This is a genomic window from Arthrobacter sp. QXT-31, from assembly GCF_001969265.1.
Taxonomy (GTDB): Bacteria; Actinomycetota; Actinomycetes; order Actinomycetales; family Micrococcaceae; genus Arthrobacter.
In genome coordinates, this window is record NZ_CP019304.1 from 4,413,274 (window position 1) to 4,430,474 (window position 17,201).

At 66.7% G+C, this 17,201-nt stretch carries 24 protein-coding genes and 1 pseudogene; 14 read left to right on the top strand and 11 right to left on the bottom strand.

All coding sequences use genetic code 11. The annotated features are described in order from the left end of the window. The first annotated feature begins 91 nt into the window (after window positions 1-91). The 4 genes from BWQ92_RS20150 to BWQ92_RS20165 all read left to right on the top strand — a co-directional run bounded on the left by BWQ92_RS20150 (window position 92) and on the right by BWQ92_RS20165 (window position 1,939). On the top strand, window positions 92-355 hold the full coding sequence (locus BWQ92_RS20150; protein ID WP_076802638.1) for a hypothetical protein: 264 nt from the start codon (window positions 92-94) through the stop codon (window positions 353-355). A gap of 8 nt (window positions 356-363) precedes the next feature. Further along, window positions 364-804, top strand: coding sequence for a DUF1810 domain-containing protein (locus BWQ92_RS20155; RefSeq protein ID WP_076802640.1), 441 nt, complete (start codon window positions 364-366; stop codon window positions 802-804). Window positions 805-900: 96 nt separating this feature from the next. Beyond that, window positions 901-1,077, top strand: a complete 177-nt coding sequence (locus tag BWQ92_RS20160; RefSeq protein ID WP_076802642.1) for a CsbD family protein — start codon at window positions 901-903, stop codon at window positions 1,075-1,077. A 199-nt stretch (window positions 1,078-1,276) separates the two neighbouring features. Then, window positions 1,277-1,939, top strand: a complete 663-nt coding sequence (locus tag BWQ92_RS20165) for a hypothetical protein (protein WP_076802645.1) — start codon at window positions 1,277-1,279, stop codon at window positions 1,937-1,939. 34 nt (window positions 1,940-1,973) lie between these two features. On the opposite strand, the gene BWQ92_RS20170 is transcribed toward BWQ92_RS20165, so the two are convergent. Next, the gene (locus BWQ92_RS20170) at window positions 1,974-2,471 is read right to left on the bottom strand and encodes a metallophosphoesterase family protein (RefSeq protein ID WP_076802647.1); all 498 of its coding nucleotides are present in this window, start codon (window positions 2,469-2,471) and stop codon (window positions 1,974-1,976) included. Window positions 2,472-2,502: 31 nt separating this feature from the next. On the opposite strand from BWQ92_RS20170, the gene BWQ92_RS20175 reads away from it, so the two are divergent. The 5 genes from BWQ92_RS20175 (at window position 2,503) to BWQ92_RS20195 (ending at window position 5,978) form a co-directional block, all read left to right on the top strand. Beyond that, window positions 2,503-3,024: an NUDIX domain-containing protein gene (locus BWQ92_RS20175; protein ID WP_076802649.1), complete on the top strand. Its 522-nt coding sequence runs from the start codon at window positions 2,503-2,505 to the stop codon at window positions 3,022-3,024. A 2-nt stretch (window positions 3,025-3,026) separates the two neighbouring features. Beyond that, window positions 3,027-3,380, top strand: a complete 354-nt coding sequence (locus tag BWQ92_RS20180; protein ID WP_076802652.1) for a TraR/DksA family transcriptional regulator — start codon at window positions 3,027-3,029, stop codon at window positions 3,378-3,380. Window positions 3,381-3,463: 83 nt separating this feature from the next. Further along, window positions 3,464-3,652 carry a DUF1918 domain-containing protein gene (locus BWQ92_RS20185; RefSeq protein ID WP_076803859.1) on the top strand — a complete coding sequence of 63 codons (189 nt, stop codon included), beginning with the start codon at window positions 3,464-3,466 and terminating at the stop codon, window positions 3,650-3,652. 8 nt (window positions 3,653-3,660) lie between these two features. Then, a complete protein-coding gene (locus tag BWQ92_RS20190) occupies window positions 3,661-4,140 on the top strand; it encodes a hypothetical protein (protein ID WP_076802655.1) in 480 nt (159 codons plus the stop codon). Further along, the gene (locus tag BWQ92_RS20195; RefSeq protein ID WP_216639953.1) at window positions 4,137-5,978 is read left to right on the top strand and encodes a DUF5671 domain-containing protein; all 1,842 of its coding nucleotides are present in this window, start codon (window positions 4,137-4,139) and stop codon (window positions 5,976-5,978) included. The genes BWQ92_RS20190 and BWQ92_RS20195 overlap by 4 nt, the downstream gene beginning before the upstream one ends. Here BWQ92_RS20195 and BWQ92_RS20200 read toward each other — a convergent pair. The 6 genes and pseudogenes from BWQ92_RS20200 to BWQ92_RS20225 form a co-directional block, all read right to left on the bottom strand. After that, window positions 5,956-6,660, bottom strand: a complete 705-nt coding sequence (locus BWQ92_RS20200) for an endonuclease/exonuclease/phosphatase family protein (RefSeq protein WP_076802659.1) — start codon at window positions 6,658-6,660, stop codon at window positions 5,956-5,958. The genes BWQ92_RS20195 and BWQ92_RS20200 overlap by 23 nt on opposite strands. A gap of 180 nt (window positions 6,661-6,840) precedes the next feature. Further along, entirely contained in the window at window positions 6,841-8,385 is a 1,545-nt protein-coding gene (locus BWQ92_RS20205) for a carbohydrate-binding domain-containing protein (protein ID WP_076802661.1), read from the bottom strand. A 108-nt stretch (window positions 8,386-8,493) separates the two neighbouring features. Continuing rightward, window positions 8,494-9,288 (bottom strand): polyphosphate polymerase domain-containing protein, encoded by a 795-nt coding sequence (locus BWQ92_RS20210; RefSeq protein ID WP_076802664.1) that lies wholly within the window; start codon window positions 9,286-9,288, stop codon window positions 8,494-8,496. Further along, window positions 9,285-10,031, bottom strand: coding sequence for a DUF4956 domain-containing protein (locus tag BWQ92_RS20215; RefSeq protein WP_076802666.1), 747 nt, complete (start codon window positions 10,029-10,031; stop codon window positions 9,285-9,287). The genes BWQ92_RS20210 and BWQ92_RS20215 overlap by 4 nt, the downstream gene beginning before the upstream one ends. 26 nt (window positions 10,032-10,057) lie before the next feature. Further along, window positions 10,058-11,137: a GtrA family protein gene (locus tag BWQ92_RS20220; RefSeq protein WP_076802668.1), complete on the bottom strand. Its 1,080-nt coding sequence runs from the start codon at window positions 11,135-11,137 to the stop codon at window positions 10,058-10,060. Window positions 11,138-11,146: 9 nt separating this feature from the next. Then, a pseudogene (locus BWQ92_RS20225) lies at window positions 11,147-12,131 on the bottom strand (phosphodiester glycosidase family protein). A gap of 110 nt (window positions 12,132-12,241) precedes the next feature. On the opposite strand from BWQ92_RS20225, the gene BWQ92_RS20230 reads away from it, so the two are divergent. Beyond that, complete coding sequence (locus BWQ92_RS20230) at window positions 12,242-13,057, top strand: thioesterase family protein (RefSeq protein ID WP_076802670.1); 816 nt, start codon at window positions 12,242-12,244, stop codon at window positions 13,055-13,057. Between the two features lie 86 nt (window positions 13,058-13,143). After that, window positions 13,144-13,893 carry a lipoate--protein ligase family protein gene (locus BWQ92_RS20235; protein WP_076802673.1) on the top strand — a complete coding sequence of 250 codons (750 nt, stop codon included), beginning with the start codon at window positions 13,144-13,146 and terminating at the stop codon, window positions 13,891-13,893. A gap of 55 nt (window positions 13,894-13,948) precedes the next feature. Here BWQ92_RS20235 and BWQ92_RS20240 read toward each other — a convergent pair whose 3' ends face one another. Next, window positions 13,949-14,311 carry a VOC family protein gene (locus tag BWQ92_RS20240; RefSeq protein ID WP_076802675.1) on the bottom strand — a complete coding sequence of 121 codons (363 nt, stop codon included), beginning with the start codon at window positions 14,309-14,311 and terminating at the stop codon, window positions 13,949-13,951. 160 nt (window positions 14,312-14,471) lie between these two features. Between BWQ92_RS20240 and BWQ92_RS20245 the strand changes: the two genes are divergently transcribed. Beyond that, entirely contained in the window at window positions 14,472-14,717 is a 246-nt protein-coding gene (locus tag BWQ92_RS20245) for a hypothetical protein (RefSeq protein WP_076802678.1), read from the top strand. 85 nt (window positions 14,718-14,802) lie between these two features. Here the strand turns inward: BWQ92_RS20245 and BWQ92_RS20250 are convergent, their stop codons facing one another. Beyond that, a complete protein-coding gene (locus BWQ92_RS20250) occupies window positions 14,803-15,060 on the bottom strand; it encodes a mycoredoxin (RefSeq protein WP_076802680.1) in 258 nt (85 codons plus the stop codon). 103 nt (window positions 15,061-15,163) lie between these two features. Here BWQ92_RS20250 and BWQ92_RS20255 point away from each other — a divergent pair, with 103 nt between their 5' ends. Next, the gene (locus BWQ92_RS20255) at window positions 15,164-15,913 is read left to right on the top strand and encodes an SOS response-associated peptidase (RefSeq protein ID WP_076802682.1); all 750 of its coding nucleotides are present in this window, start codon (window positions 15,164-15,166) and stop codon (window positions 15,911-15,913) included. Window positions 15,914-15,925: 12 nt separating this feature from the next. Here the strand turns inward: BWQ92_RS20255 and BWQ92_RS20260 are convergent, their stop codons facing one another. Continuing rightward, the gene (locus BWQ92_RS20260) at window positions 15,926-16,348 is read right to left on the bottom strand and encodes a VOC family protein (RefSeq protein ID WP_076802684.1); all 423 of its coding nucleotides are present in this window, start codon (window positions 16,346-16,348) and stop codon (window positions 15,926-15,928) included. A gap of 14 nt (window positions 16,349-16,362) precedes the next feature. Here BWQ92_RS20260 and BWQ92_RS20265 point away from each other — a divergent pair, with 14 nt between their 5' ends. After that, a complete protein-coding gene (locus BWQ92_RS20265; protein WP_076802686.1) occupies window positions 16,363-16,689 on the top strand; it encodes a chorismate mutase in 327 nt (108 codons plus the stop codon). A 108-nt stretch (window positions 16,690-16,797) separates the two neighbouring features. On the opposite strand, the gene BWQ92_RS20270 is transcribed toward BWQ92_RS20265, so the two are convergent. Then, on the bottom strand, window positions 16,798-17,184 hold the full coding sequence (locus BWQ92_RS20270) for a hypothetical protein (RefSeq protein WP_076802689.1): 387 nt from the start codon (window positions 17,182-17,184) through the stop codon (window positions 16,798-16,800). Between the last annotated feature and the right edge of the window lie 17 nt (window positions 17,185-17,201).

Here is a 17,201-nt window from a genome sequence, read left to right on the forward strand (position 1 = left end):
CAATGCGCCGGCTCCTTGTCCGCAACGCCCGGACGTCTGGTTTCGCTGCCGGACCTGTTGACCGCGTGCGAGCGCCCCGTCACCATGGGGTATGACTGAATCAGCAGCAACTGGCGACGACTACTTCACTGAGAATCCCCACGCGGATGTTGCGCCGGAATCCCCGGCAGACGTGCAGAGCCCCGACACGGTCGACGATATCGCCGAGGAAGTGCGCGACGAGATCCGGCTGGGCCACGTGGACGACGAGGTGAGCCACGTCCTCGAGGAGCGGCTGGACGGCGCCGGCATCAGCATGCGCCCTGAAGATGTGGACGACCTCGCCGAGGACATCGAGCGGGACGTCTCCAGCTAGGGCCTGCCATGAATGACCCGCATGATCTGGAACGGTTTGTCACCGCGCAGAATGGGGGCGGAACCTACGATCAGGCTTTGGACGAGCTGCGCGCCGGCAGCAAGCGCAGCCACTGGATGTGGTTCGTCTTTCCCCAGATTTCCGGTCTGGGGCAAAGTGCCACCTCCAGGAGGTACGCCATCGCATCCCTGGACGAAGCGCGGGCCTACCTGCAGCATCCCGTTCTGGGGCCACGGCTGATTAAATGCGCCACCGCAGTGGACAACGTGCGCAACCGCGGAGCCGCGGAGATTTTCGGCGGCATCGATGCCCGGAAGCTGCAGTCGTCCATGACATTGTTCCTGCGCGCGGCCCCGGACGAACAGGTGTTCCGTCGCGTTTTGGACCACTACTTCGACGGCGAAGCCGACCCCGCCACCGACAGGCTGCTGGAAGGCCCTCGCGCGTGAGTCGGGGTTGCCCTTCACCCTGATTGTCGGCGGTTCTAGACTGGGAGCACGAGCCGGCCTGCACCCAGCGGGCTGCGCAGACGGAAGGACAGTGGCATGGGTCTGGACGACAAAATCGACAATGCAGCAGAGAAACTTGGCGGCAAGGCCAAAGAAGGGGCGGGCAGGGCCAGCGACGATCCGGGGCTTGAAGCCGAGGGTAAAGCTGACCAGTCCAAGGCCGATCTGAAGCAGGCCGGTGAAAAGGTCAAGGACGCCTTCAAGAGGGACTGACCACTCACGATCACCACGCCTGAACCTCCGTCTGCAGCGGAGATTCGAAGGGGAGTCCCGCCGAACCGGCAGGACTCCCTTTCTCTTTGCCCACACATAACAAATCGATGGATTTACGTGTCCGTCCCTAGCCGGGGATAGTTGCCAGGGTGCAAAGTGGGGTCACAGATTCTCCACCTCAGGATCGAAAGGCACCACTGTGCGCCGAGCCCGCCGCCCCCACCTGATCGTTTCCCTCGCGGCGGCCGCCGCCCTTACGCTGGCTGGCTGCGGGTCCGGTGCCACGCCGGGCGCTGGGGGCGAGGCCCCGCCGTCCGCCGTCGCCCCAACAGATTCCGGCAATGCCGCTCCCGGCTACTCCGGTCAGCTGATCCCGTTCACGTTCCCTGACCGCCCGCTTTCCGTCCAGTACCCGGTCGAATGGCATGCCGACTATCGCACTGGGGCCGGGATGCCGACAGGGGCGGGCACTGCGACCTTCTCTGACCCGCAGAGCACCAATAACGTCACCGTGAACCTGGGCCAGGCGGAAGACACAGTCAGCGTTCCGGTGAGCAGGACCGTCTTCGAGTCAGAGCCGGTGCCGGGTCTTAGCGGGCAGCCTGCTCCCGCCCCCAATTACTCCTTCTATGTGGACCGGACGGACGGCAAGCCGACCTACCGCATGCACCTGACGGCCGGCGCGCCCGCCGCCGGTAACTCCACCGCGCTTGACGGAACCATCCGCGTCGGGGAGGACGATCTCGTGGCAGAAGCCCACTTCAGGAAACCCTTCGCCAGCGACGACGCCGCAAAGGCCTGGCTCGCCGGCGCCGAGGGCCAGGCCTTCAAGGCACTTCTCCTGAGCATGGCCAACGGCTAGCGGGAGCGCGGGGGCCCGGCCTGCGAAAGCCCGTTCACAGCTCCACCAGCCGGACGTCCTCCAAACGGCCGCTTACGACGGCGGCGGTCATGTACGTGCACGCAGGCTGCCGGCGGCGGTCGGTGGGGGAGCCGGGGTTCAGCAGGCGCATTCCGCCGGGCGCCACTGTGTCCCAGGGAATGTGGGAATGGCCGAAAACGAGCACGTCGGTATCCGGGAACAGCGCTTCGCAGCGCTGCTCGCGGCCCTTGGCCTGTCCGGTCTCGTGGATCATGCTGAACCGGAGTCCGTCGAGCGTCACACTGGCCGTTTCGGGCAGACGCTTCCGGAGTTCATCGCCGTCGTTGTTGCCGTACACGCCGATCAGGTGCCGGCTGCGCTGTTCGAACTCGTCGAGCAGCCCCTCGCTGACCCAGTCACCGGCATGGAACACCACGTCGGCGCCGTCGACGGCGGACCACACCTGGTCAGGGAGCACGCGGGCGCGCTTCGGGACGTGGGTGTCGGCAACAAGGACCAGGCGAAGGCTCATCGAGCATCTTCCCATGAGGCAGACTGGGACGATGGAGAAAATAGTCCCGCCCTCAGCCGGTGAGCCCCGTCGTCCGCTTGGCCCCCGTGACCCGGGCGACGCGTGGGTGGAGGGCGAGCGCGGCCGCTTCTGGGGCCGGTTCGGATCGGCCGGGCTCCTGGTCCATGATGAGCAGAAGGGCGTCCTGCTGCAGCACCGGGCCACCTGGAGCGATCACGGCGGAACCTGGGGACTCCCCGGCGGCGCACTGCACCAGGGCGAGGACGCCGTGACGGGCGCCCTGCGGGAGGCGCTTGAGGAGGCGGCCGTTCCCGAACAAAACGTCAAGGTGCTCTTCACGTCCGTGTTCGACGTCGGCTACTGGTCCTACACCACTGTGGCGGCCCGGGTGCTGGAGCCCTTCGAGCCGGCCATCAGCGACCCCGAGAGTATTGAACTGCGGTGGATTCCCCTCGACGAGGTGGCAGGCGTTGACCTGCATCCTTCCTTTGCCGCCTCCTGGCCGGAGCTGCGCGGCAGGCTGCTGAACGGCTCCGGCGCCGGTGAGGTCTAGCCATGATCGACACTGAGAAGTTCCGGCTGCTGCTGGAGCAGGAGCGGGCGAGGAAGGTCGCCCTCCTGCCTGCCCTCCGCGCAGACATTGCCTCGGCCAACGCCGCCCGGCAGAACTCCAACGTCGATGACGAGCACGACCCCGAAGGTGCAACGATCGCCTTCGAACTGTCGCAGGCGTCGGCACTCCTGGACCAAAGCCGGTCCGGCCTGGCGGAAGTGGATGCAGCGCTTGAGCGGATCGCGGCGGGCAGTTACGGGATATGCACGGTGTGCGGCGAACAGATCGCCGAGGGCCGGCTGGAGGCCCGTCCCTGGACCCCCTACTGCATCCGTCACACGGGCGGCAAGGCATAATCGGCCTCCGTCACGGAACCTCAGCCAGCGCCTGTTCCGCCGGAGGGAAGAGCATCGTACTCTAGGGCTGGGAGGTGATTGCCATGCAGGCAACCCAGGGAGACCGCATCATCATCCGGGGCAGGACAGTGGAGTCCTCGGACCGGCACGGTGAGATTCTGGAGGTCAAAGGCCCCAACGGAACACCGCCGTACCACGTCCGTTTTGACGATGGCCACGAGACCATCCTCTATCCCGGCGGCGACTTCACTGTAGAGCACCACACCACCTAGCTGCCCGGATGACCACACGTCCACGGCCCGACCGGACCCTGATGGCAGTCCTTGCCATCATCGCCGGTCTCGTGGCCGTGGCGCTCGCTGTGGTCTTTTTCCGCGGGCAGCCGGACCCGCTTCCCGAAAGCACGCCCGCGGGGGTGGTCCAGCGGTACGCGGCTGCCGTCATCGACGGTGACGAGGCGGCGGCTCGCCGCTACTCGACTGACGGCCGCTTCGGGACCGGTCAGCCGGGCGCACCCTGCACACGGGCGGAACGTCCTCCGGCGGGCGCAATGCGGGTCACGCTGGTTTCCACGGTCGAGCGTGCCGACACAGCGGAGGTGCACGTCGTCCTGGCCACGTCCGACGGGAGCGGGCCGTTCGGGAATTCGGAATACGAGTCCGAGGCCGTGTTTGGCCTCGAACGGGTGAATGGCAACTGGCTCGTTGCCACTGCCCCCTGGCAGTTCACCATTTGCCCCGTTCCGGCGGCGAAGCCGTGAGCACGGTCCGGAGCGGTCACGCCCGGGCGGCCCCGTCCGCCCTGACGGCCGTGCGGCGGCTGGTGGTGTTTTCGCTCCTGTTTGTCCTCGTGCTGATCGGCACATCCGGCGTGGGCGGCCTGCTTGAGCGGCTTTTTGCCTCCGGCACCCCGGTGGCAGGGAACGACGTCGGCAGCCTCGCCCGGTCCCTCGCATTTGGTCTGGTGGGCGGAACGCTCGCCGCGGTCCTGTGGTGGCTGGTCTGGCGCCGGCAGGGCGCGGAAGCCGAGCGGTCCGCGGTTGCCTGGGGCCTGTACGTCGCCGGCGTCTACACCGTGTCGCTGGTCGCCGCTGCCACGGCGTTGCTCGGCGCCGCATCCCAGCTGGCGGGACTGCTGCTTCGTGCCCCATCCGGTACGGGCGGCGCGCCCCGGGGGACTGAAAGCATGGAATGGCGCTCGTCCCTCGCCACCGCACTGGTGTGGGCTGCAATCTGGGCGTGGCACAGGTGGATGTGGCAGCACCGCGGCAAGGGACCGCGGCGGCTGGACACCGTCCCGGCGCTCGCGGGGACCGTGTTCGGCTTGCTGATAGGCGCCGGCGGGGCAGTGACCGCGCTGGGCAGCCTTCTCGGCGCGGCCCTGCGGGGGCTGGCGAATGCACCCGAGGTCGGACAGCCGTGGTGGATCCCCATACTGCAGTCACTCATCTGGGCCGGCGGTGGATTCCTGGTTTGGTGGTGGCATTGGGTCCGCGGCGGCGCCCGGCACCTTCCCTCACCGCTGGCCAACGTGGCGGCGGCTGTCTTCGGTGTGCTCGGCGGCTGTATCACGGCACTAGCCGGCACCGTCACGGCCGTGTTCGTCCTCCTGCGGCTGGTCCTTGACCGCACTGAAGAGACGGTCCGGCTGGTGGATCCCCTTGGCCCGGGCCTGGCCGCGGCCGCCGTCGGATCACTGATCTGGCGCTACCACTCGGTGCTGACAGCCGATCGGTCGGACAAAATGCGGGAGACGGCGCGGCTGCTGGCATCCGGGGTGGCGCTGGCCGCTGCGGCCTCAGGGGTGGGAGTTGTTGTCAACGCAGCCCTCGGCTTTGCCGAAACAACGCTCGCAGGAACCGGAACGCGCACACTGCTGCTGGGCGGTCTCGGTGCCCTGGCCGTGGGCGGGGCTGCGTGGTGGAGGACCTGGCAGCCGGCAGGCCGCAGCGGTCCGGCGAGCGCCGGTGATCCGCCCGGCGCGCCGTCCCGCGGCGGTGGTGCACGGCGAATCTACCTGGTGGCCGTTTTCGGGATCAGCGCCCTCGTGGCCCTGATTGCCCTGCTGGTTGTCGGCTACCAGGCCTTTGAGTACCTGCTGGACCCGGCGCGCTCCGGAAACCTGGTAGGACGGATCCGGGCACCGCTAGGACTGTTGGCGGCCACGGCGCTTGTGGCCGGCTATCACTACAGCGTCTGGCGACGGGAGCGCGGGGTACCGCCGGCGGCCCCCGCCGCTCCGGAGCGCGCCATCGGCCAGGTGGTTCTGGTGACCGGTTCCGATCCGGGTTTGCTGGCAGACGCCATCCGGAACGCCACTGGGGCGGACGTAACGGTCTGGCTGCGGTCCGGCTCATCTTCGGAACCCGGAGAGCCCGACGGAAGCGGGCCGGACGCTTCGGCCCTCGTGGCGGCGCTGGAGGGCGTGGCTGGTGAGCGGGTGCTGGTCGTCGTCGGACCCGGCGCCCGGATCGATGCCATCCCAGTATGGGAGAACACAGCGCGGGAGATCACGGAACAGGACAGCGCGGTACGGGAGAACGCCGCCCCGGGGCCGGAACCCGACGACACAAGCTTCAGGAAACGGGCTGTCCCTTGATCGGAGCCCGGTCCACGCCGTACTCCGCTGTCACCAGGATGGGCAAGTGGTCCGACTTCCCGCGGGGGAGGGTTTCCACGCTTTCAATGTCCAGGCCCAACGACGTCGCAAAGTCGAAGTGGCCCTTGAACACCTTGTAGCGGGTGTATGTCCGGCGGTTGCTCAGCGACAGGGCGTAGCCGGAGTTCTTCATGTGCGTGTGCAGGCTCTTGGTGAAGAACGGGTAATTGAAGTCGCCCACCATCAGTGTCATGAGCCCGGTGCCCATGCTCAGGAGCTCGGCATGCGCCGCGTGGATCTGCTTGCGCCGCAGCGAGTTTGATGCAGTGAGCGGGGCGGCATGGAACGAGCCCACCACCAGTTCATGGTCGGTTTCGTTGTCGACCATCCGCGTGCCGATCAGCCGCTCGTGTGCCGGCGCCATCACGCGGTCGTGCATGGACTTCTTCAGGGCGAAGGTCTGGGTATCCAGGGCCGTGAAGCGGTCTGTCCGGTAGTAGATGGCCAGGCCGAGCCGGTTGCCCTTGGTGTAGTCGGCCAGGTGGAGCGGGCCGAGCGTCTCAGGCAGATCGGATGAGTCGCATTCCTGAAGGCAGAGGACGTCTATCCCGAAATTGCGGGCCAGACTCATCAGTTCGCCACTCGCCTTGTGCTTGCGGAGGTTGTAGCTAATAACTCGCATCAGTTTGGAACACCTCTTCCGAGGGCTGCTAGAAGGACCGGTCTCCGAGTCTACCCAGATCATCATATGGAGGTCGGCACGTTAAGCGCGCGTCCGGCGCGGCAAAAATATGCCGCGCCGGACGTATGCCGGGACCAGTACGTGCTCCTGGCAGCCCGGGGCCTGTGTTTTTCGGTCCGTTTACCTTCCGCCGGGGCCGTGTCCCTGGGTGTACTCTCCGGCGGTAACCGTGCCGAGCTCGGTGGCACCCTCGAGGGAGCCTTCGCCCAGTCCTGACTCCACTTTGGCCGTACCGCCGGTGTACACGGTGTACTGCTGGCCCGCTTCGATGCCCGGCGACGAAAGGACGAGCGAGCCCGTAGCTTTGGTGGTCACGAAGGTGGCCACAAGCTTTCCGTCGGCGCCGGCCAGTTGCACGGTGCTCCCGGCCGGCACTATGGAGGCGAAAGTGACCTGTACGCCGGACTGGGTGGAGGACGTTCCCGGGGCGACCGCCATGCCGGCGCTTCCAGCCGCGGCCACGGTTCCCCCGCTGACTGCCAGCTCGCCGTTGACGTCCAGGGCACCGTTGCCGTTGCTCTCCGGACCATTGACCACCACGGTGCCGCCCGAAATGGCGGCGTTGCCATTGGAGTCCAGGCCGTCGCCCTCCGAGTTGATGGTGAGGGAGCCGCCGGAGACGTCCACGGAGTAGTCGCCCACGGTTTCCCCGCCGCCGGGCCCGCCGCCCATGCCGGCGCCTCCCTGCGTTGCGGTTGCTGCCCCGCCGGAGGCGTTCACGCCATCATCCGTGGCCGTCACCGTCACCGTGCCACCGCTGATGGCAATGTGCTGGGATTCGAGGCCTTCGGACGATTCCGACACCGTCACAGAACCGTTTGTGATTACGAGTTGGTTCTGCGCCTTGACGCCGTCATCCCCGGCGCTGACGGCCAGTTTGCCGCCGTTGACCAGCAGCCAGCCGCGGCCGTCGTCAGTGTCGTTGTCCGATGTGAAGCCGTCACCGCCGGCGGTGACCTGGTAGGTGCCGTCCAGCAGCACGGCGTAGTCCTTGCCGCGGATGCCGTCGTCGGTGGCCTTCACCGTGACGTTTCCGGCGGCGAGGACCAGTCCGTCCTTGGACACGATGCCGTCGTTGTACTGGCCGTTGACCTCCAGAGAGCCTGTCCCGGCCACCGTCAGGTCCGCCATCGAGTAGAGGGCCGCGTTCGGCGAATCAGTGCCCTGGTCCGTATAGGTGGCCGCGTCGGTGACGGCGTTGGTGGTGCCCTCCTCAAGGAACACGACAGCTTCGTTGGCGCTTTGGACGATGAAGGGTGAGCCCGTTGAACTGGTGAGGGTCACGCCGTCGAGGATCACCCGGACCACGTCCTCTTCGCCGGCAGCGATGACCACCTTGCCGTCGCTGAGGGTGCCGGAAAGCCGGTAGGTTCCGGCCGCCGTGATGGTGACGGTCTCACCGTCAACCTTTACCCCGGCGGCATTGTCCGCCGCCGCAGTGGCGCCGTCCTTGAGCGTGACGGCAACTTCCGTGGCTGCGTCCCAGGCGAGGTCGTCGGCGTCGTAATGCGTGTCCTCGGAAATGGAGGCTGCCGTCACCATCTGGGTGCTCGATGCCGCGCCGGCACTTCCGGTGGAGGCCGTGGTGCCCGGCGCCGAGCAGCCGGCGAGGGTCAGCGCCAGGGCGAAGGCGGCCACGGAAAAGGTCTTGCTGAATTTGCGCATGGTGGTTCCTTTGGAGGACTGGGGACTTGAAGAACGGGGACTTGGAGAACTGGGGACTTTCGGGGTCCCGCGATGGGGGCAGAGGGAGGGGCGGATCAGACGGGCACGTCAGGCAACGGGTGCCAGCCGCAGGCTGTGCCTGAGCGTCCGGTTCCAGCGGTTGGCGGGCAGGTGCGGGTGCAGCGCGGCCATCCCGGTGGCGAACTTGGAGATCCTGCACGGCCGCACACCGTGCTGCCACAGGTGCCTGTCGAGCGGTCCGGCTGCCGATCCGGATTTGGTCTCGAGAACCACGCTGCCCTCCAATACCCACGGCTGGCCGTCGCTGCCCTGCCAGGTGACGTGCGAATCGATCGTTGCCCGGCTGCCGGACGCTGGGAGGTACAGGGTGGTCCGGCGGTACCGGGTTTCCAGAACAGGACCGAGGGCGCCGGCCGGAACATCTCCAACAGCTGTGGCCAGGGTTTCCTTGACGTACTCGAGGCCTTCAGTAGTGAGCCGGGACCGGTCCGCTATGTCGTAGGGAACGCGTTCCTTGACGGTGGCCGCCCGCGCCCCCTCGGTCTTGACCTCGAGGAAACTGGTGCCGGTGTCCGTGTAGGTCCGGGTGCGGATCTTGTAGCGGCGGCGCCGGCCGCGTGCCGCCAGCAGGTAGCTGTCCAGTCCCGGGGTATCGAAATAGACGGAGTCGTAGGCGAAGGACCGGAGGCCGTCCATTTCCAGGACGCGGGGCTGCCCACCGAAGTCCGCCAGCACCTGCCGGGCAGTTGCAACAGGAACCACGTACTTCCGGTCCACGCGGGTCTGCAGGGCGGCTTCGGCGTTCAGCTCCGCGAGGCCGATCGGTGGAAGAGCGGATACATCGATGATTCCGGCTTCGGCGGTCAGGTGTGCTGCGTTCATGCTGCACCTGCCACGGCTGGAGTGGACTGCGGTGCCGGAGCGTGCTGGGCGGCGGGAACCTGCGGTGCGTAGGCCTGGGGAGCGTAAGTCTGGGGAGCGGGGGCGGGGAGTGCCTCGTGCCACCCTGCAGGATTTCCGGTGCCGCTGTCCAGGCCGCCGCTGTCCTGGGCGCCGCTGTCGGCAGGGCGGGTCCCTCGGACGGGGAGGCCGGCGTAGCGGACGTCCACAGTGGTCTTGTCGTTCACCAGGTCCAGTTCCTGCACGGTGACCGTATGGACCTTCGCGGCGAGCAGTTCCTCCAGCCGGGCGGTGAGCTCGTCCTCGCGGGAGATGGCGCGGTCCAGGACAACCGTCTGGTGCCGGTAGGCCGGCAGGACCCGCTTGTGGTCGCCCACGAACATCACCCCAAGGACCAGGCCCATGAGGGAGAGGGGCAGCCAGACCGGTTCGACGCCGACGCCCGAGATCAGGCCCAGGGCGAGCGCCGAGAAGTAGTAGGCCACCTCGTGCTGGGCCAGTTCGGTGGAACGGAGCCGGATGATCGAAAGGACCCCGAAGAGGCCCAGCCCCAGTCCCAGGCCGGCGGCAGAGCCGGAGAGCGCTGTGGCCACGGCCAGGACACCGATGTTCATCCCGAGGTAGGACACGGCCAGGTCCCGGCGCCGGTGGCGGCGGACGTAAAGGGCGAAGGTGAGGACGCAGATGGCGATGACGTCTGCGCCGATGAGGATCAGGTGGTTCATGGGAATTCTCCGGGTTTCGTAGTGGGCTACCTGTTACGATTCACGGCCAAACTGTGCGGGGGCTGTGCCGGAACAAGGTCTGGTTTATGACCTGCGGCGAACAGGAACCGCTGCTGGACGGCGTAGCTCACGGCCAACAGCGCGGTTTCGGTGAGCAGCTTCGCCGGAAGGTCCGCGACGCCCGCCCCTGCGAGCGCTGCAATGAGTGCGTAATTGGCCGCCAACAGGGCCACAGCGAGGGCGCAATACCGGGCGGCAGTGGCTCCTGCCGGCTTCTCGCGGCCGTGCTGGAACACCAGCCTGCGGTTGATCAGGAAGTTGGCAGTCGCGCTCAGGCAGCGTGCTCCGACGACGGCTGCCAACACAGAGCCGGTGGCAGCACTAAGGGCGAGAAAAGCGGCCGTATCGATGAGGAAGCCGGGGAAGGACGCCAGCAGGAACTTCAGCAGCGGGGCATAGATCCGCACCGAGTCCGCGAGCGGCCGGAAGTGGGATCCGGAGTTGCGATCCAGATAGATGGTGGCGATGCCCACGCCGGCGATCCTGTATCCGGCAGCCTTGGCCTCGAGCAGAAGGTTCAGTTCGTATTCGTAGCGCTCGCCGTCCACGGTCAGGAGCCAGGGCAGCATGGCGGCCGGGTAGCCGCGCAGCCCCGTTTGGGTGTCGGTGATGCGCTCGCCGGTGGCCAGCCGGAACAGCAGCCTGGTGGCGGCGTTGCCGATGCGGCTGCGTGCGGGAACGTCGCCCGCGAACGTGCGCGCTCCGAGCATCATGCAGGCTGGGTCCTTGCCGGCGCGCTCCGCCACACGGAGTATGTCCACGACGCTGTGCTGGCCGTCGCTGTCGGCGCACACCACGTCCCGCCCGGGGAAGCGGTCCAGGATGAAGCCGAAGCCCGTTTTCAGGGCGGAGCCCTTTCCCTGGTTTGCCGGATGGCTGATGACGTGCGCACCCGCCCGGCGGGCGCCGTCGAAAATCTGCCGGTAAGCCGGACCACTGCCGTCATCCACGACGACGACGCTGAGGGAGGGGTCGGCTGCCCGGATCGCGCCGAGCACTTCAAGGAGCTGGGCGTCCGGTTCATAGGCGGGGATCAGGATGATCATGGCGGGACCTCACTCGCCGATGTAGAGGATGTCCGAGGTGCCGCGCTCGCGGTTGGCGCCAAGCGGGTTGTTGACCAGGGAGCCGTTGAAATACATGGTGGAGGAGCCGCCGCCGTCGAGGTTGTACGCCGTCTGGGCGCCGCGATCCTTCATGATCTGCGCCAAGCCCTTCATCGTCACGCCCGCGCTGTATCCCGGGCTGCGGCCGTCGACCACCACGAAGACCAGGTGGTTGGTGCCGATGAGCCCCACGGCGGTCCGCGGCTGCTCGCCCTGGATGGAGTGGTTGCCGAAGTTGGTGTCCACCTCGACGTCCTCGATGCCGTCCACGATCCGGCTGTCCTGGACAATTGCCGGCCCGAAAGAGAGGGTGTTCCAGACGCCGTCGGAGACCAGCTGTTCTGCGGTTGCGGACGTTTCGTCGTAGACCTTCACGGTTCCGTCCCGATAGAACGCCAGCCCCTGGCGGGCGCCCTCGTCCCGGTAGACAACGCCGTTGCGGATGACGATGCCCGTGTCCCGGAACCCGTAGTAGTCGCCGGGCGAAGATGGCGTTGTGGGCGGCAGCTATTTCCGAGGTGGTCTGGGTGATGTTCTCGCCGAAGCTGTCGTTGGCAAAGGCGGACTTGAGCGTCGTCGCGTCGTCAAGCACGACGTCGGCAACGTAGTAGGTGACGGTGCTGTCACCGCTGCCGGTGGTCACCGTGGAGATCCTGATATTCGTTCCGTCGTCCGCATAGGAGGTGTCCGTGACGGAGGCCGTGGAGTCCGCCGCCGTGGTGCCGGAGGACACGCCCTGCGCTGCCTCGTAGGCCGACACGTCGGCGATTTCGACGTGCTGGACCACGAACCTGTCCAGTGCCCATGCGGTGGCCCCGCCCGCGGACAGTGTCAGCGCCAGGGCTCCGGCGAGGATGGCGCGGCGCGTCGGCCTGGCCTTCCTGCGCTCGCTGTGGTGAATGTCTTCGGAGGGGCAGTTCTGCTGTGAGGTCATGCATCATTTGTATGAACCGCACTTATGCCGGCCGTGAGCCGGGCATTTGAGGAAGCTGTGAAGCGATAGGGTAATCCGGGATTACCCATCACGTTTTGAAGGAGTCAACGTTGACTGCTGAACTCCCGGAACTGGCTGCCGGCGACTTCTATTATCAGGACCTCGGCGGCGGCCGCTTCCGCTCCACCATCCACGCCCAGGGGGCCTGGAACGCGCATGAACAGCACATGGCCCCGGCATCCGGGCTCATGGCGGACCGGCTGGACCGGCACGAACCCCGGGACGACATGCGGATGGCCCGGCTCAGCTACGAAATCCTGGGCCTGATCCCCGGCGGCGAATTTGAAATCGTTACCACGACACTGCGCCCGGGACGGACCATCGAGCTGCTGCAGGCCGAACTGGTGGCTGCCGGCCGGGTGGCCATCAGGGCGACTGCCTGGCGGATGATCACCAGCGATACGTCCGCTGTTGCCGCCGTCGAGGACGGGCCCATTCCTTTGCCGGAAGACTGCAAACCCTATGACGGTGCGAGTGTGTGGCCGGGAGGCTATATCCGCTCCCTGGAGATGCGGGTGGCGGACGGTCACCGGCCCGGTGCCGGGAAGGTATGGCTCCGCACGGACCATCCGCTGACGGACGGAAACGACAGCTCGGACATGGCCCGGCTGCTGGGACTTGTGGACACCGCCAACGGCATTGCCGCGCGGGTGCCCCCGGGCAAGGACAGCTACGCCTTCCCGAACCTGGACCTCCAGATCCACATGTACCGGCAGCCGCAGGGCGAATGGCTGGGACTGGACAATGCCGTCTCCTTTGGTGCCGACGGCATCGGGCTCACCTCGACGGTGCTTCATGACCTGTCCGGCCCCTTCGGCCGGGCGGAACAGATCCTCACGCTGCGGCAGACTGGCCCGGCAATGTAATCAAACAGAAGGCTGCGGCGTACCCTAGATGGGGCCTGCCGGCCAGCAATCCACCGATGCAACACGACCATAAGGGAGCTAGCAAAATGCAGCAGGCCGGGGCTGATTCACGGACTCTGACCCTCGTCCGGCAGGAGCAGTCCCTCGGCGCCGTCCGGGACCTTGATTTCGGGATCGAACTCCTCGGCATGGCCAGGGCGGGGGACATCGGACCCACTCTTCGGCTGTACCGGCCCGCACCCACCGTCGCCTTCGGCCAGCGCGACACCCGCCTGCCCGGCTTCGGTGCCGCCGCCCAGGCGTGCCGCGAACTGGGATTCGAGCCGCTGATCCGCAAGGCGGGAGGCCGCGCTGCCGCCTACCACGAAGGCACCCTCATCATCGACCATGTGGAGCCGCACAGCGACGCCATCGCCGGCGCCAAGGGCCGTTTCGCGTTTTTCGGGGAGATGCTGGCGGAGGCCCTGCAAAGCGTGGGGGTGCATGCCGCCGTCGGGGAGATCCCGGGGGAGTACTGCCCGGGTGAATACAGCGTGCACGGCTTCGCGCCGGCTGCCCCCGCCCACAGGATCAAGCTGGTTGGGACAGCCCAGCGTGTGGTGTCCGGCGCCTGGCTGTTCAGCTCCGTCGTCGTGGTGGAAAACTCGGCACCCATCCGCGAGGTGCTCACGGCCAGTTACGCGGCCCTGGGCCTGGACTGGGATCCGGCAACCGCCGGTGCGGTCAATGACCTGGTGCCCGGTGTCGACGTGCAGGCCGTCGAGGACGCCGTGATCCGCACCTACGCGGATTACGCCACCATGGGGCACGCGGACTTCAGCAGCCTTCGCGCCTAGCGGTGGCACCCTCCGCCGGCGGTCTGTCCGATGAAACCGATCCGTTCTTAAGTGTCTATTCAGTGGTCGCGGGAATCTGGCAGATCATCAGGGCATTCCCGTCCGGATCCCGGAAGTTGAACCATTGGTCATCCTTGACGTCCGTGAGCTCCACGCCCCTGGTTTTCATGAACGCGTGGGCGGCATGGATGTCGGCGGTGTTGAAGTGGAACGCGGGAACCTGGAAGACGGCGCCGGGGGAGTAGATCCCGCTGTCCAGGACGAGACCCGCCCCCTCCATGGGGAGTATGTAGAGATGGTCCAGCAGGACCTTGTCATCGGCAGGCACGCCCAATATGCCGCAGTACCAGTCGCGGGCTTCCTCTATATCGCTGACGGGGACAAAGACGGTGCCGATCTGCGGGGAAACTGGATTCACAGCAATCCTTTTGGAACGCGGGAAGAGCTTCGGCCGGTGACGCGCTGGACTGGCCGTCGCCAGGGGCGGGGCGGCCCCGGATTTTTCGTACCCAGGCCTGTCGCTTTCAAACGCGGAGAAGAGGACGATTAAGGAACAGCCGCTGAAAAGGAGGTCGGTGATGTGCTATTCATCGCGGGCGGATTTTGGCTGGGACACCCGACAGGATGCCGCCCGGAAGCCTGAGGCGCACCGTGAGCCGGCGCCGCCGGAAGCCGCGCCGGGGAAGCCGGCGCCGGTGGACCATCCGGAAACCCGGACCCATCCGGACGACACCAGGCTGTGGGCGTTCCTGGCCCGCCGCAAGGAGCCCCGCCGTTCGGAAGTGCACACCCGCACACAGGACCGGATCGGCGAAAAAGTCTGACCCGCCGGTGGCGTGTGCAACGGCAGATGGAAACAGTAAAGGCACCGGTCAAACCGGTGCCTTTACTGATGCCTGCGGGCGGGCCCTACGCGGCGAGCCGGCTCTTGACCTCGGCTGCGGACGGGTTCGTGGCAGCGGTGCCGTCCGGGAAAAGGACGGTGGGGACGGTGCGGTTGCCGCCGTTGATCTGCTCCACGAGTTCGGCCGTGCCCTCCACCTCTTCGATGTTGATCTCGGTGGAGCCGATGCCCTGCGCGTCCAGCTGCTTCTTCAGCCGGTTGCAGTAGCCGCACCAGGTGGTCGAGAACATGGTGATGGTGCCGTCTTCGGGGGTAAAGTCCACGGGCTCTCCTCAGTTTTGATGTGGTCCTGTCGGTTTCCTTCTCCTCAACCGTAACCCGGGCGCCGGTATTCCCCCGTCTCTGTTGCGATGGCATGCTGGTGCCATGTGTGGACGTTACGTCATGGCCCGGGCAGTGGGGGATCTGCTGGCCGAATTCGATGCCGAACTTGAGAACGAAACCGAAATCCCGCCCTCGTGGAACGTGGCGCCGACGGACGGCGCTCCCATCGTGCTGGAACGGCTCATCGACGGCGCCACTGTCCGCCAGTTGCATGTCGCGCGCTGGGGGCTGGTGCCGTCCTGGGCGAAAAGCCCCGGAATCGGCGCGAAGATGATCAATGCCAGGAGCGAGTCCGTCCTGGAGAAGCCGGCGTTCCGCAAGGCCGTGCAGTCGAGGCGCTGCGCAGTCCCGGCCGACGGCTACTACGAGTGGAAGCAGGGCGAGGGGCGCAGCAAGCAGCCGTACTACGTCCACCCCCGGGACGACTCCGCCATGGCATTCGCCGGCCTGTATGAGTGGTGGAAGGACCCGTCCGTGCCGCCGGGTGAACCGGGCCAGTGGATGCTCTCGATGTCCATCATGACGGCGGACTCGCCGCCGGCGGGAACCGAGGGCACTGTGTTTGCCGAGCTGACCGCGCTGCACGACCGCGTCCCTCTGCCCATGAGCCGGGACACCTTGGCTGCGTGGCTTGATCCGCAGGTTGATGACGCTGCCGGCCTGGTGGACCTGGTCCGGTCCGGCGTGAAGGACGTTGCCGCCGGCTGGCGGGTGGATTCCGTGGGCAAAGCGGTGGGAAACGTCCGCAACAACTCCCCGGACCTTATTGAACCCGTGGAGGCTCTCTTCTAGGGCTGCCCGCAGTCAGACGGTGACCTGGCCGCCGTCGTCCACTGCCCAGGTGGGGTTGAACGCGATCTCCCAGCGGAAGCCGTCCGGATCAGCGAAGTATCCGGTGTACCCGCCCCAGGGCTGGGTCTTGGGAGGTGCCACCACGGCGGCGCCGGCAGACTCTGCCTGTGCCATCACCTGGTCCACCTGCTCGGAGCTGCCGACGTTGTGGCTGAGCGTAATGCAGGGTACTGCCGCAGGCGCGTCGACGGCGGCCTCGGCCTGCATCTGCCCGGCATCCCACAGGGACAGAATCAGGCCGTGGTTGGCCTGGATGAACACCACCTCGCCGGGGACCTCGCGGTGGACCGGCCAGCCCAGCCCGTCCACGTAGAAGCGCCGGGAGGCGGCCACGCTGCGCACTCCCAATGAAATAAAATCGACTCTGGGCTGCATGGTTCGATACTGTCATGAACATGCCCACAAATCACGGAGACGAGAAAACCGCCCAGGCTGACCGGGAACAGCTCGCCGCCGTGCGGGTCGCGGTGGATGAGGTGGACGAACAGATCGTCACGCTGATCGCCCGCCGTGAGCGCCTGATCCGCATCGCGGGAACACTGAAGGGTGACGACGCCGAAGTGCGGGCCCCGGGGCGCGTGGAGCGGGTTATTGAGCACGTGCGCTCAGCCGCGGAGAAAAAAGAAATCGACCCGGACATCGTGGAAACCACGTACCGGGCCATGATCTCGAAGTTCATCGAGCTTGAGATGAAAATCCACAACGACAACAGCTGAGCTGCTGCTTCTGCCAGCCGGCAGGTTCAGTCCGCTGACGGGCACGCCGGGGCGCGGTAGCGGCAGGTCCGGGCTGGTTCCGGTGCCGCACGCGAAGGCGTTGGCCCTCTAGAGCTTCTCCTCGACAGGAACGCCGGACTGGAATTCCCGCCCGTCGGCCTCGCTGAACGCGGACATGAGGTGACTTTTTTCGAGTCCCAGGACCGTGCTCATCGGGAAGTTGCCCGTGATGGTGCTGCCCGAGTGCTCGACGCTGCTCAGATCGAAGTTCTCCTCCGTGCCGTCATGGCTGAAGGAGTAGATCGAGACGGCCTCGCCGTTCATGAACTCGATTCCCAGCCTCCGTTGATGCGAATAATCCGGAGTGGCAGCCACGAGCCCCACAACAAAGGCTCCCGATGCTGGAATGCTGCCGTCGATATCAAACTTGGCCACCAATGTGCTTTCTTTGGCGGCGATGCTTACCTGCTTCAGGAGCGCGTCATTGGAACTCATGGGACCATCCTGCCCTG

Excerpts from the sequence above, each read along its gene's own strand:
- BWQ92_RS20150 (WP_076802638.1), top strand. The coding sequence starts at position 92 with ATGACTGAATCAGCAGCAACTGGCGACGACTACTTCACTGAGAATCCC.
- BWQ92_RS20155 (WP_076802640.1), top strand. The coding sequence starts at position 364 with ATGAATGACCCGCATGATCTGGAACGGTTTGTCACCGCGCAGAATGGG.
- BWQ92_RS20160 (WP_076802642.1), top strand. The coding sequence starts at position 901 with ATGGGTCTGGACGACAAAATCGACAATGCAGCAGAGAAACTTGGCGGC.
- BWQ92_RS20170 (WP_076802647.1), bottom strand. The coding sequence starts at position 2,471 with ATGAGCCTTCGCCTGGTCCTTGTTGCCGACACCCACGTCCCGAAGCGC.
- BWQ92_RS20175 (WP_076802649.1), top strand. The coding sequence starts at position 2,503 with ATGGAGAAAATAGTCCCGCCCTCAGCCGGTGAGCCCCGTCGTCCGCTT.
- BWQ92_RS20180 (WP_076802652.1), top strand. The coding sequence starts at position 3,027 with ATGATCGACACTGAGAAGTTCCGGCTGCTGCTGGAGCAGGAGCGGGCG.
- BWQ92_RS20185 (WP_076803859.1), top strand. The coding sequence starts at position 3,464 with ATGCAGGCAACCCAGGGAGACCGCATCATCATCCGGGGCAGGACAGTG.
- BWQ92_RS20190 (WP_076802655.1), top strand. The coding sequence starts at position 3,661 with ATGACCACACGTCCACGGCCCGACCGGACCCTGATGGCAGTCCTTGCC.
- BWQ92_RS20200 (WP_076802659.1), bottom strand. The coding sequence starts at position 6,660 with ATGCGAGTTATTAGCTACAACCTCCGCAAGCACAAGGCGAGTGGCGAA.
- BWQ92_RS20205 (WP_076802661.1), bottom strand. The coding sequence starts at position 8,385 with ATGCGCAAATTCAGCAAGACCTTTTCCGTGGCCGCCTTCGCCCTGGCG.
- BWQ92_RS20210 (WP_076802664.1), bottom strand. The coding sequence starts at position 9,288 with ATGAACGCAGCACACCTGACCGCCGAAGCCGGAATCATCGATGTATCC.
- BWQ92_RS20215 (WP_076802666.1), bottom strand. The coding sequence starts at position 10,031 with ATGAACCACCTGATCCTCATCGGCGCAGACGTCATCGCCATCTGCGTC.
- BWQ92_RS20220 (WP_076802668.1), bottom strand. The coding sequence starts at position 11,137 with ATGATCATCCTGATCCCCGCCTATGAACCGGACGCCCAGCTCCTTGAA.
- BWQ92_RS20235 (WP_076802673.1), top strand. The coding sequence starts at position 13,144 with ATGCAGCAGGCCGGGGCTGATTCACGGACTCTGACCCTCGTCCGGCAG.
- BWQ92_RS20245 (WP_076802678.1), top strand. The coding sequence starts at position 14,472 with ATGTGCTATTCATCGCGGGCGGATTTTGGCTGGGACACCCGACAGGAT.
- BWQ92_RS20255 (WP_076802682.1), top strand. The coding sequence starts at position 15,164 with ATGTGTGGACGTTACGTCATGGCCCGGGCAGTGGGGGATCTGCTGGCC.
- BWQ92_RS20260 (WP_076802684.1), bottom strand. The coding sequence starts at position 16,348 with ATGCAGCCCAGAGTCGATTTTATTTCATTGGGAGTGCGCAGCGTGGCC.
- BWQ92_RS20265 (WP_076802686.1), top strand. The coding sequence starts at position 16,363 with ATGAACATGCCCACAAATCACGGAGACGAGAAAACCGCCCAGGCTGAC.
- BWQ92_RS20270 (WP_076802689.1), bottom strand. The coding sequence starts at position 17,184 with ATGAGTTCCAATGACGCGCTCCTGAAGCAGGTAAGCATCGCCGCCAAA.